Source organism: Chromobacterium sphagni (assembly GCF_001855555.1).
GTDB classification, from domain to species: domain Bacteria; phylum Pseudomonadota; class Gammaproteobacteria; order Burkholderiales; family Chromobacteriaceae; genus Chromobacterium; species Chromobacterium sphagni.
The window spans coordinates 23,519-35,064 of the sequence record NZ_MKCT01000029.1 but is presented as its reverse complement, the minus strand read 5'-3'; the positions used below and the strand labels follow the sequence as shown (position 1 = coordinate 35,064).

The 11,546-nt window shown below is 64.7% G+C and carries 11 protein-coding genes; 4 read left to right on the top strand and 7 right to left on the bottom strand.

Annotation, left to right across the window (positions count from 1 at the left end):
• From BI344_RS13195 to BI344_RS13165, 7 genes are all read right to left on the bottom strand, one after another.
• A partial coding sequence (locus BI344_RS13195) for a secretin N-terminal domain-containing protein (RefSeq protein WP_338152216.1) occupies positions 1-729 on the bottom strand: 729 nt, incomplete at its 3' end.
• On the bottom strand, positions 726-1,493 hold the full coding sequence (gene invF / locus BI344_RS13190) for an AraC family transcriptional regulator InvF (protein WP_239690967.1): 768 nt from the start codon (positions 1,491-1,493) through the stop codon (positions 726-728). The genes invF and BI344_RS13195, both read right to left, overlap by 4 nt.
• Before the next feature lie 108 nt (positions 1,494-1,601).
• The gene (locus BI344_RS13185) at positions 1,602-2,432 is read right to left on the bottom strand and encodes a hypothetical protein (protein WP_071113361.1); all 831 of its coding nucleotides are present in this window, start codon (positions 2,430-2,432) and stop codon (positions 1,602-1,604) included.
• A gap of 149 nt (positions 2,433-2,581) precedes the next feature.
• Entirely contained in the window at positions 2,582-3,922 is a 1,341-nt protein-coding gene (locus BI344_RS13180) for a TcdA/TcdB catalytic glycosyltransferase domain-containing protein (RefSeq protein ID WP_071113360.1), read from the bottom strand.
• 79 nt (positions 3,923-4,001) lie between these two features.
• Positions 4,002-4,265: a hypothetical protein gene (locus tag BI344_RS13175; RefSeq protein WP_071113359.1), complete on the bottom strand. Its 264-nt coding sequence runs from the start codon at positions 4,263-4,265 to the stop codon at positions 4,002-4,004.
• A gap of 16 nt (positions 4,266-4,281) precedes the next feature.
• A complete protein-coding gene (locus tag BI344_RS13170) occupies positions 4,282-6,870 on the bottom strand; it encodes a hypothetical protein (RefSeq protein WP_071113358.1) in 2,589 nt (862 codons plus the stop codon).
• Between the two features lie 31 nt (positions 6,871-6,901).
• Entirely contained in the window at positions 6,902-7,273 is a 372-nt protein-coding gene (locus BI344_RS13165) for a hypothetical protein (RefSeq protein ID WP_071113357.1), read from the bottom strand.
• A 517-nt stretch (positions 7,274-7,790) separates the two neighbouring features.
• On the opposite strand from BI344_RS13165, the gene BI344_RS13160 reads away from it, so the two are divergent.
• From BI344_RS13160 to BI344_RS13145, 4 genes are all read left to right on the top strand, one after another.
• Positions 7,791-9,476 (top strand): HilA/EilA family virulence transcriptional regulator, encoded by a 1,686-nt coding sequence (locus BI344_RS13160; RefSeq protein ID WP_071113356.1) that lies wholly within the window; start codon positions 7,791-7,793, stop codon positions 9,474-9,476.
• Positions 9,473-9,934: a type III secretion system invasion protein IagB gene (iagB, locus tag BI344_RS13155; protein ID WP_071113355.1), complete on the top strand. Its 462-nt coding sequence runs from the start codon at positions 9,473-9,475 to the stop codon at positions 9,932-9,934. The genes BI344_RS13160 and iagB overlap by 4 nt, the downstream gene beginning before the upstream one ends.
• A 124-nt stretch (positions 9,935-10,058) precedes the next feature.
• Complete coding sequence (locus BI344_RS13150; protein WP_239690968.1) at positions 10,059-11,255, top strand: PrgH/EprH family type III secretion inner membrane ring protein; 1,197 nt, start codon at positions 10,059-10,061, stop codon at positions 11,253-11,255.
• Between the two features lie 19 nt (positions 11,256-11,274).
• Positions 11,275-11,526 carry a type III secretion system needle complex protein gene (locus BI344_RS13145; RefSeq protein WP_071113354.1) on the top strand — a complete coding sequence of 84 codons (252 nt, stop codon included), beginning with the start codon at positions 11,275-11,277 and terminating at the stop codon, positions 11,524-11,526.
• The last annotated feature ends 20 nt before the right edge of the window (positions 11,527-11,546 follow it).

Sequence of the window (11,546 nt, the reverse complement as noted above, 5' to 3'; positions counted from 1 at the left end):
GTCAGGCATGGCGGGAATGTCGCCGCCGCGCGCCGGCGGGCGGTTCGGCGCAGCCTGCACCGGTTTGCGCTCGCCCTCCAGCAGCTTCTCGATTACCGTGGCCATGCCGGGGATGACTATCTTCTGGTCGCGCAGCTCGTAATTGCGGTCGCTGACGAAAGTGTTGTTGAGCCGAACCACGCCTATCTTCTGCCGGCCCAGATCCAGGCCATCGCTTTGCTTGTCCATCATCGCCGCGGCGTTGGTCACCAGATCGACGAACACCGGCGGGCCGGACACGTAAAAGGTGCCGCTGCGGCCATCGCCGCGCAGCGGGTAGCGCTTGTCGTACAGGCCGGACTTGCGCAGGAAATCATTGAAGGCCGACAGCGACACATTGCGCAGCGACACCACCGCGCTGCGGGTTTCACTGGCGTCGTAGACATAGATGGCCTGGCCATCGTGATACCAAATCAGGCCCAGCTGCTGCGACATCTTCTCCAGCAGCGCCTGCGGGCTGGATAGGTCGAAATCGCCGCTGATCTGTTTGCGCGCCGCCAGCTTGCTGACGATCACCGGCTTTTTCAACCGCGAGGACAACGCGTCGAAGAACGCGCGCAGGCTGTCTTTCTTGGCGATGTAGCCGGCATCCTCGCCGGCGCGCTCCGCGGGCGGAGCCGCCAGGACGCCGGCGGGTGGCAACAGCAGGGCGCAGCCCAGCAAGGCGGCGAGTAAAAAAGACTTGTTCATTTGGTGGCCAACTGGATGATATTGGACAGCCCACGCGGAGAAACGCCGATCAGTCCCTTGATTTCATTGGAAAAATGCGATGAAGATGCATAGCCGTGCTTGAGCGCCACCTGGGTCAGGCTGTCGCCGCCCTCCGCCACGTCCAGCAACGAGCGCGCCATGCGCCAGTCTCGCAACTCGGTTTTGGCGGCATTGCCCAGCGCATTGCGGCACAAGCGGCGGAAGTGGGAGTAGGACACGCCGTAGCGTTCGCCCAACTCCTGCAACTTGTCGCCGCAGGCCGACTGCGCCAGCAGGAAGCGCACCAGCCAGTAGCTTTCGCTGCGCCTGAGCAGCGAAAGCAGCGCCGAGAACGGTTCCTCCGGCGCCAGCACCTGGCGCAGAAACCAGTACTCGCAGCCGCGGCGGTCGGACCAGACTTCGTCCCCACGCAGCGGCAACAAGGCGCAGCGCCGCTCGTCGGCCTGCTGCTCGGCATCCCTGGCCTCGTCGACGAAGGACAGCAGCTTGGTCAGCGCCTCCAGCCGCAACGGCTGAAAGCTCAAACGGCCACTCAGCACGGTCAGCTCCAGCCGATCAAGCAGCAACAGCCCCCGCCAGTCGGCAGGCAGTTCCAGCGTTTCGCCAGCCGATGCCCAGGCCAGGGCAAGACGCGTCGCCTCCCCCGCCTGCGGTTGCAACAGCCAGACCTCCTGGGCCGCCACGCCACGCCTGGCGGCAGCGCCCAATGTTTCCAGCGGATTCAACACATCGTTATCTGTCATCGGTCCATGCCCGCTTGCGGGCCTTTGCTTGGATGACGGACAGTCTCCCCCAACGCTCCGGACGAATCCTGATGCGAATCTGATGGCGAGCCGAAGTTTATCTCCCCTTCAGTCCACACCCCGAGCCCGCAGCAGGGGCAGCGGCATGCCGGCTTGCCGCAACTGGAAATGGCCGGCACTCATGCCGGAAGAGTCGAGGGCGATATCCGGCGCCACCGTGCCACCAAGCGCGTCCATGGCCTGCTGAAAGACCTCGTACTGACGGCGATCTTCCGCCACCCGCACCTCGGCCGGTATCGCCGAATCGTGGCCGCGACCCGCCCTGCGTTTGACGGTTTCATCGAAATCGCAATCCAAGCGCACCAGTACTTGGCTGGCGTCGCGCACCAGATGCGGCGTGGAAATGCCTTCGATCAGATAGGTATCACAGGCTGGAACGCCGACCTGCCGGTGAGGACCTGAGGCATCGCGCTCGCCGCGCGGGTAGCCGCCTATCATCACCCCCTCTCGGTAATTGGCCGGTATCGAGTAGCTAAACTCGCGGCCAGCGGAAATCGCCTGCAACAAATCGTCCGCCAAAGCGCGGTTGAATGAATCTGCATGGCCATGCACTACTGGCCACTCGGCAACTGGCAAGCCATGATTGGCCGGCAGTGCGGCCAGTTGGGAGAACGACTTCAAGAAATGATCGGTCTTGACTGGCTCGAAACGGAGTCCCCGCTGCTGCAGCGCCCCGGTCAACGCCGACTTGCCGGATGCGGACGGACCTGCGATGAAAATGACTACCGACCTGTTCGGCTGCCGCTTTTGTTTGACTCTATCCAGAATCAGCTCGGCAACCTGATCGGTGGAAACGATGCCTCCCAGACCGGTCGGAGCCGATAACGCGGACGCCTGGGACGAGGCTTGCTGACCGACATGCAACAGGCGCGCCGACATGGCGTTGGCGACGGACTGGGGGTGAGAGGCTTCAGCTGTGGGGCGGGTAATGTTCTGACTGGAAGATCCAATAGACAAAGGCATCGCATTTTCCTCAAATTGATTGCCCCGCCGCCCTATGCGGCGGAGCCCAGCGCGGAACAATCGGCTTACGCCATGCCTTTGGTCGCGCTTTGTTGTTGCTCCTCGGTCTCGAAGTTGACCAGACCGTCGGGGAACTTGAAGTGGGAGTCCATTGCCGCCCAGAAATCCTTGTTCCTGGCGTCATCCTGACTCCAAATGCGCTCGGCCAGCGACTGCGCGTCGCCGCGCGCCGCCTCCGGCCGGCCCTCGGACTGGCGCAGCACCATATCCACATGTCCGCGCAGCGCATTGGGTCCGGTGCCTTCGATGGTGCTCTTGTTGGCGCGGCTGAAGTAGCGGTCGCCGGCAAACTCGTTGCCCTTCATCTGCTGGTAATCGCGGCCTATCTTGTCGATGAAGCTGTCCAGCATCTTGCTGCCGGGATGGCTGGCCAGCAGCGCATTGGCGAAATAAGGCGTGGCGCTGCCGCTGGCTTCGCGCTTGCCTTCGGCCAACCCCACCAGCATCAGGTCAGGGTGGGCGGACAGGGCGCCGGCCAGCGGCTGCGTGCACTCCAGGTCGATATCGGCGTATACCCCGCCATAGCTGTGCAGTATTTCGTAGCGGGCAATGTCGGACGCCGCCGGGTAGGCGCCGTTGCGGCCGACGATCTCATGCTGGTAGGCGTCGCGGTTGCGCAAATCGATATCGCCGGGATTGCTCAGATCGCGGATCTTGATATTGGGGGTATCGGAGAAGCGGGCCTGGATCTGCTCCAGCGTGGCGACATCGCGCTCGGCGCCGGCGGCGCAGCGATCCCATGCCTTGGTGGTCTGATCCAGAATCAGCCGGTCGGCCAGCAGGAACTTTTCGTCGTTGCCGCGGACCTGCTGACGGAAGTTTTCCAGCACGCTGGCCGCATTGTCGGTCGTCACCTTGCCCCCTTGAGGCAGTAGAGCCTGTCGCCAGGCCTCGCTCCCCCGGGCGGACAACTCCTTGTTCAACTCGCTCAGCGCCTGCTTCTGCGCGGCGCGGCCCAGCGCGCCATCCTCTTTGCCCAGCGTCGCGGACAGCTGGCTAAACAGGCCGCGGAACAGCTTCTCGGCCTGGAAGTCCTTGGCGCCGGGAAACAGCTCGTCCACCTGCTGACGCACTGCCTTGTTGGCGGCATAGGCACCGAACTGCTTGGAATCCACCCACAGGCTCACTTCAGAGTCGGGATTCTTGCCCGCCCATTGCCGCAGGTAATCCTGCTGCGTCGGGCCGGGCTGCGAGCCCACCCACACCATATGGATGTTGCTGGGCACCGGCTTGAAGTCGGCCTTATCGTAAACTTGGGCGAAGCTGCGAGCGGCCTGGGCCTGCTCGGCGCCTGCGGCGGACTGCGGAGAAACCTGGCTGGGCTGGGAAAAATTGGAAATATGCATGACGGCTCCTGGTTTGGAATGGACGATCTGACCAGAAACATTGAAATACAGTTAGCAAGCGAGTGCTTACAAAAACCGCTCAAACGGCAGCACTCGCGCCAAGCCGTTGCGGCGCGTCCGACCGAAGGCCAAGATTGACCAGGCGCTCCACGCCGACGGCAAGTCCAAACACGCCGGCAGCCTTGGCTATGCGCGAGGCGGGCGCGCCCAAGCCCTGCTTCGAACCCTCGCCATGGTTGATGCGCCAATCAATAAGCAATTGACCGCTCATCGCAAGAACAGCAGAGACCGCAAAATGAAAAACCCCGGAGAGCCTGGCTGTCGCCAGAGCTGCGGGGCCCATCTCGTTTAAAGCGCGCTCAAGCCTGCAGCGCGTGCTCCACCAGGCCGGGGAAGGCCCGCTTGTCCGCCTGCCACAAGGGATATTGCCGCTGCAGCATTTCGTCCAGCGCCGCGCCGGCCTGCGCGAAACTGCCCGAACCGTCGGCAAAAGCACGCATCGCGGCAAAGAAGCGTTGGCCGAAGCGATCTTGCGGCTGGCGGCGCAGGAAATACTCCGCCTCCTTGTGCACCGCGGATCCCTCGTCCGCCAATTGCCGGTACAAACCGGACAAGCCCTGCGCTTGCGCTTGGCACAAGCCGGGCCAACGCTCAGGTTCACCCACCGCCTGCAGATGCAGGTAGTGCATCATCGGCGCGGTCAGGCTGTTGTCGCCCCAGCGCTCGTAAAACACCGTACTGGCGGAAACGCCGACCGCAAGCCCCAGCTCCAGCGACACCCCGGGCTGCACGGGAATGCCGCCGGACAAGGACACGGCCGCATCGCCGCTGGCGCTCACCCTGGCCAGTTGCAGCCGGTAGCCTGCGGCCTCGGCAGGAAAGTCCGCCTGGCGCTGATATTGCGGTTGATAGAAGCGCAGCAACAGCGTGATGCCGCCCCCGGCCTGCCCGGCCAGTTGCGACTGCACGCCGGCCAGCGCCGCCGGCAACTGCTCCGCCAGCCCATGCGGCATCAGCTGGCTCAGCAACGCGCCTTTCAGTTTTTCCAGAAGGCCCGCATCGGCAAGGTTGCCAGACAACGTGACGCGCACATCCTTGTAACTGCCGGCGCGCACCGGATTGTGGTGAATCCGCTCGCGTTCGGTCAGCGAGGCCTCCGCCTTCCCCCCCAGCGGACCGATACCGCCGCCCAAGTCCAGCGCATAGCTGCGATCGCGAATCTGCAACTCCAGCGTGTCGCGGAAGCCGACCCTCCCGGCCAACGCTTCGGCGTCATGGCGGATGGGCGGAGCATACAATCGGGGCGCCATATCCAATAAGGCAGCCTTCGCCTCGGCGGCATCTTCGCGCCGCCCGGCCGCCAACAGCAGCGCGGCATGCGCCAGCGCCATATTGGCCAACGCGTCCTCCCGGCTTTTGCCTTGCCAACTGGAGACTATGGATTTCTCCACCAGCGCTCCGCCCTCGCGGCGGCCGATGCCGGCGTCCCGCTGCTGCGCCACCGCGCAGAAGTGGTCCAGCTCCGCCGCCAGTCGTCCGGCGGCGGACTTCAGCTCTCCGGCCGGGCAATCGGCCGGGCTGCGGCCGCCGGTCAAGCGGCTGAGCGGCTGGGCGCCGAGCCGGTCCTGCGGGCGGTCGAGCAAGGCGAGCGACTTTTGCTCGATGCCGGCCAGGCGCTGCGCCGCCACCACCGGATTGCGCGCCGCGCCCTGCTCCGCGGTGATGCCCTGCCAGAACGGTGTCAGCGAGTCGGCCTGGATCTCGATGCGTTCCAGCGCCGCCCCAACGCCAGCGCCCATCCCGGCAGCCGCTACACGCGCATTGGCCGCGCCGCGGATCGCCACCGACTCGCCGCTCGGCAACACCGGCACGCGCCCGCCCGGCAGCGTCGACGACGCATCCCGCTGCCCCAGCCAACCCAGCAGCACCGCCAATCTTTGCTGCTGATCGCCGGCCTGCTGCTGCAGGCGGTGGTAATGCCGCAACTCATTGCCATGCCCCGGGCGAAACAGCCGGATCAACGCGCCCACCACGGTGCGGGCGCTCACCCCCAGTGTATCGCGGCGCGAACCATGCGCCAGCTGTTCGGCCTTGAGATGGACAAAGGCCTTGGCGCTGTTGAACTCGGTGAAGCGGGTCTTTTGCCGCCTTCCCTCGACGCCGCCGGATAACGAGGCCACGCCAACGCCGCCCTTGACGCCGGCCTGGACCGATACCGCATGGCCGCGATTCTGGAACACGAAGCCTTCGTCGTCGTTGTCCATGCCGCGACTCAAGCCCACGCCGACGCCGAAGGTGGCTTTGGCGCCGATACCCCCCTCCCCCAGGCCGACGCCGGCGCCGACAGACACGCCCAGCCGCTGTTCGCTGCTGGCTCCCGGGTGGTCGAAACGCTGGAATTGCGGCAACAGTTGCCGCTCGGCCTCTGCGCGCGCCAGTTGCGCCCAGGCCGCCTGCCCCTGCAGCGACAGCCGATGGCTCAACTCCGCCAACGGGCTGCCCGCAGGCAGCTTGTGCGCCAACTGCTCCAGCCGCAACGACAAGCTGGCGCATTCCTTGATATTTAGCGCACCGGCGTCCCCCTCCCTCAGCATCTGCCGCAGATTCTGCAGGATGGCCACCGTATCCGGCGTCAGCTGGTGGCGACGCGGCCCCAGCCGCAGGGCCTCCACCCAGCGCGGCCACCGCGGCTGCGACGGCTCGGCTTGACGATAGGCCTCGGCCGTCATCGCCCGCAAGGCATCCCGCATGCCCTGGCGCTGAATCTGCAAGCCGGCGTCCACTAGCCTGACCTCCCGCCCCTGAGGCGACACACAAGCCTCCGGCCGGCGATCCGCGCACCGCAAGGCATTGCGCAAGCCGCCTGCGGCGGACACAGCCGGGTCATCCGGCAGGGGGCGGAAGGATTGCAGCACCGCCGCGCCACTCCCGTTTACTGAATTCAGCATCGCCTCTCCTCTCGTTATCGTTGCCTCAGCGTCAAATGCCGCGCGCCTCGACCAGACTGGCCGACAACTGCAAACGGTTTCCCTGGTTCAATGCCTGGCTCAGACCATCCAGTTGCCGCGCCAGCTGCCCGGCCTGCGCCTGCTGCCGGGGAGCCAGCTCCGCGTCGCCGGACAGCTCGCGCAGCAGGCGCCCCGCGCCATCAAGATCGCGCTGCAGCTCACCCAAACAGGTTTGGAAACTGCGGGCCTGGCTACTGGCCTCCGCCGGGGCCGCCCGCGGCTGCGCCACCATGCCGCCGCCGCGGCAATTCACAGCCAGGCCGGACGCCGCCGCCGCGGAAGAAACTTCCGACGGCGCTTCCGACAGATACGGCCTTGCAGCCCCCGACACTCCGTTCACCATGTTCACGACTCCTGCCTGGCACAGCCAGGGCGACAATTTTCGGTTTGCTCCAGCCCGCACCGCGGCGGACGGCCCAGCGTCAAACTAGCGCATGCGGCGGCGCGAGACTTGCATAAAACGCCTTCGCGCCCTGCCTGTTTTTGAGAGTATTCCCATTTGTAGCAAGCATTCCCTCGCGTAGTATTCCTACTCTAACTGTTTACTTTCGTGATCAAACCGGTAACAAGTCATTCAATTTATGAGACATGACTTGCGCCGTTCCGCTTTATGCCATCGCGCTGGACGTTTTTTGCAAGCCACCTCCATGCACGCATAAGTACCATGCGCTATCCATTTTTATGATGCGACGATAAATACAAAAACCGGCACCGATCACTCGAACACATCCAAACGAAAGACACGCCGACATGTCGCGACGCTACGGGGAACAGCAGACGCGGCAGCGGTCGACTCGACTCCTGCGGTCAGTCCGCACGGCTGCTGCGCCTCGCGCGCAAGAGGAACTGAGGAACTGAAGATGGCGTTACACAACGATGGCTTCATCAATCGACAATTCGTTTTTGGCGATTTTGCCCTGCACTTCGACGGCACGCTGGCGCACCGCGAACAGCAGATCAGCATTCCACCCAAGGAGCTGGCCGTTCTCACCTTGCTGCTGGAGGCCGCCGGCGAACTGGTGAGCAAGGACTCGCTGCTGGACAGGGTCTGGCCGGACGGCGACGTCAACGAGGAGTCCCTCACCCGGTGCATCTATGCGCTGCGCCGCATCCTGCTGGAAGACAAGGCCAATCGCTATATCGACACCGTCTACGGCAAAGGCTACCGCTTCTGCCGGCCGGTGGCCGTGGTGTCGCGCCCGACGCCCGGCGCGGAAAAATGCACGATGGCGGTACTGCCCTTCCGCACCGACGGCCAACTGGACGCGCTGGAGCTGCACGCGGCGTTGGTTCAATGCCTGTCGCGCTACTCTCCGTTCGGCCTGATCGTGCTGCCAGCCACCATCACCCGCAATTGCAGCGACGTGGCCGACATCGTCTCGCTGATCGACCAATTGCGTCCCGACTACTACCTGGCTGGGCAAGTGCGCCGCCAGGGTGAGGCTTCGTTGCTGCAAATCGAGTTGGTACGCGCCGAAGGCCATCAACTGGTGCATCATGAAAGCATGGAACTGGGCCTGGGCCAGCCCATCGCCGCGCTGCATGGCAGACTGGCCAGCCTGCTGCCGCAACGGATACCCGGCCTGCGCTGGAAACAGGGCAACGCCAGCGAACTGGACTCGCTGGACCTGGCCATCACTTACCTCAACAGCCGCCACGAGCTGCAGCAACATACTCCCTCCAGCCTGCGGCGGGCGCTGTCCATGCTGCACCAGTGCGTCAGCGGCAACCCCAGCCATGCCTTGCCTTACTGCAGCCTGGCCGAATGCTATCTGACCCTGGCCCAGTTGGGCTTGTTCGATCAGGCGCTGGCGCTCGAAGAAGCGCAGCAGGCAGTCAACAAGGCCATCGCGCTGGAAGCCGGACACCCGCAGGCCATGGGCCTGCTGGCCCTACTGAGCAGCATGCGCGCGGAATTGGCGGTGGCGGACGCCTTGTTCGAGCAAGCCCGCTTGCTGGCGCCGGACTCGCAGGACATCCATTACTACCATGCCTGGCACCTGTTCCTGTCCGGCAGGCTGGAGCAGGCGCAACAGGCGGTGGATGCCTGTCTGGCGCGCGATCCCTCGCGCATCGCGGCCGGCATTCTCAAACTGTGGCTCACCTACTGCCAGCACCGCATCGACGACGCAGTCGTGCTGGGCAAGCGCCAGCTCTGTCAATACGGCCAGGACCACCCAGTGCTGCAAAGCATGCTGGCGCTGATGCTGGCTGTGCAAGGCCAGCACGCCCAGGCGGAAGAACTTGCCATGGCGGTGCAGGCCTCCGGCGAGGAGTGCGGCCTGCTGGCCGCCAATTGCTGCTACGTGCGCCACTGCAGCCAAGGCGAAGCCGCCAGGCCTCAGTTGCTGGCCTTTCTGGCCAAGGTCGACAGCCGCCAGGTGCGCTCCGGACTGTTGCCGCTGATTCTGGCCCTGCACGGCCGCGAGGCCGCGCTGCAATTGTGGCAACAGCTGCAGGCGGAACAATACCTGTGGTTGCGCGCCTGGCGGCACGATCCACGGCTGAAGGTCTTGTTCCAGCAACCGCTGCCGGAGGCCGCATGATCCGCGCCTGCCTGGCCTCGATGGCGCTGCTTTTCGCCCTGCCCGCGCACGCCGACTGCTGGGAACAGGCCGGCCGAATGTTCAATATCGAGCCGGACCTGCTGTACGCCATTGCCCAGCAGGAATCCGGCCTACGGCCGGAAGCCACCGGCCGCAACCGCGACGGCAGCCTCGACCTGGGCCTGATGCAGATCAACAGCCTTCATCTGCCGCGGCTGCGGCGGCTGGGCATAGACGAGAAGCAATTGCTGGGCAATGCCTGCCTGTCGGTCATCGTCGGCGCCTCCATCCTGTCCGACATGATGAAACGCTATGGCTACTCCTGGGAAGCGGTAGGCGCCTACAACGCCGGCGTGTCGCCGGAACGGCGGATGCTGCGGATGCGCTACGCCAGACAGGTGTGGCAACGCTACCAACGGCTGCGGCCCCCGAGCGACGATAAACGGTTCACCCCTTGAATGGCGGCCGCAGCCCTCTCCGGGCGGGCCGCCATCTTTTTTGCCAAATCTGATCGCGACGATGGGATTTGATCGGCTTTCCATCAGGAACTGCGCAGGTTGCAACGCTAGAGTAGCCATAACAATGCAGATCAGCAAAGACACCATGGCCGTAGAAGACATCCATCCAAACGAACCCGACGTCATCGTGGTTCGACTGCTCAACAGCCGCCTGCGCGGCTGCGAATTCGCGCTGCCACAAGGCAGGACGCTGTTCGTGGTCGGCCCCAGCCAGCTGCCGTCCGAAACCTCGGCCCTGCCGGAGCTGCCGGCGGATGCCTTGTATGTGCCTCTGGAGCAAGGCGGCGTCAACTTCGAAGTGCTGGTGGCCGATAATCGGGCATCCATACGGCAACTGGGCGAAAGCCTGGTGGAAGAATACCCGGCTGGCTTCAACCAGTTGCTGAAAGTCGGCGCGCTGGAGTTGGCGCTGCGCCCACAGCATCTGCCCTGGCTGGCGGAAATCCTCAACCATCCGGAGGCTGCGCCCGAGCAGCCAGGCCAAGCGCAGCGCCAAGCGCGCCCTATCTGGCCCGCGGCGCTGGCGCTGACCCTGCTGGCCGCCCTGGCGGGCGGCGGCTATTGGCTGTGGAACACGCCGCAGCGGCAGGCTGCGCAGTTGTCGTCGCTGCTGGGCCGGGACACGCAGCGCTTCCAGGTGCTGCCTGGCCGGGATGGCGTGTTCTACGTCGCCGCCGGCAACGACCGCGACGGCACATGGGCGCAGCAGGCGCTGTTGCGCGGCGATACCGGCCGCAACACCAGGGTGGTCAGTCCGCGCCGGGAGAACGAGCGCCTCGCCCACTGGCTGGCCGACACGCATCCCGACCTCCCCTACTACCGCCTGCAGCTGGACAATCCCCGCCGGCCCCAGCTGTGGATCAGTCAGCAGCGCGGCGCGCTGAGCCCGGACGCCCGCGGCAAGCTTGGCCGGCAGTTGGCCGAACAGCTGCCCTATGCCGACCAGGTGGACATCGTGCCGATGGACGACGCCGCTGCGGCGCGCCAGGCGGAAACCGGCCTGCTCCGCCTGGCGTTGCCCTACAACCGCAAAGACAACCGCGACAGCGTCACCTTCGTGATCGCCGGCGCGCTAGACGATGGCGAACTGCAACGCGCACGTCAGTTTGTCGACGGCTACTACCGACAATGGGGTAGCCGCTACGTGCAGTTCGCCATTGAATTGAAGGACGACTGGCTCAAGGGCAAGTCCTTCAAGTACGGCAACCAGGGCTACGTGAAGATGGAAACCGGCCACTGGTATTTCCCCAAGCCACTTTGACCAAAAGGACCCACTAGCTATGGCAAAAATCGATTTCCCATGGAGCGGCTATCTGGACGAAACCTCCGCCAAGTTCGACGAAGGCGTGAAAGACATGCACACGCAGGTGGAAAATGCGCTGGCAGCGCTCAAGAACAAGCCGTCAGATCCGGAACTGCTGGCCCAGTACCAGAGCAAACTGTCCGAATACAATCTGTACCGCAATGCGCAATCGAACACGGTGAAGGCGTTCAAGGATATCGACGCCGCCATCATCCAGAACTTCCGCTAACCCGCGCCGCCGGCTTCGCC

Excerpts from the sequence above, each read along its gene's own strand:
- invF (WP_239690967.1), bottom strand. The coding sequence starts at position 1,493 with ATGACAGATAACGATGTGTTGAATCCGCTGGAAACATTGGGCGCTGCC.
- BI344_RS13175 (WP_071113359.1), bottom strand. The coding sequence starts at position 4,265 with ATGGGCCCCGCAGCTCTGGCGACAGCCAGGCTCTCCGGGGTTTTTCAT.
- BI344_RS13165 (WP_071113357.1), bottom strand. The coding sequence starts at position 7,273 with ATGGTGAACGGAGTGTCGGGGGCTGCAAGGCCGTATCTGTCGGAAGCG.
- BI344_RS13145 (WP_071113354.1), top strand. The coding sequence starts at position 11,275 with ATGGCAAAAATCGATTTCCCATGGAGCGGCTATCTGGACGAAACCTCC.
- iagB (WP_071113355.1), top strand. The coding sequence starts at position 9,473 with ATGATCCGCGCCTGCCTGGCCTCGATGGCGCTGCTTTTCGCCCTGCCC.
- BI344_RS13150 (WP_239690968.1), top strand. The coding sequence starts at position 10,059 with ATGCAGATCAGCAAAGACACCATGGCCGTAGAAGACATCCATCCAAAC.
- BI344_RS13160 (WP_071113356.1), top strand. The coding sequence starts at position 7,791 with ATGGCGTTACACAACGATGGCTTCATCAATCGACAATTCGTTTTTGGC.
- BI344_RS13180 (WP_071113360.1), bottom strand. The coding sequence starts at position 3,922 with ATGCATATTTCCAATTTTTCCCAGCCCAGCCAGGTTTCTCCGCAGTCC.
- BI344_RS13185 (WP_071113361.1), bottom strand. The coding sequence starts at position 2,432 with ATGTCGGCGCGCCTGTTGCATGTCGGTCAGCAAGCCTCGTCCCAGGCG.
- BI344_RS13170 (WP_071113358.1), bottom strand. The coding sequence starts at position 6,870 with ATGCTGAATTCAGTAAACGGGAGTGGCGCGGCGGTGCTGCAATCCTTC.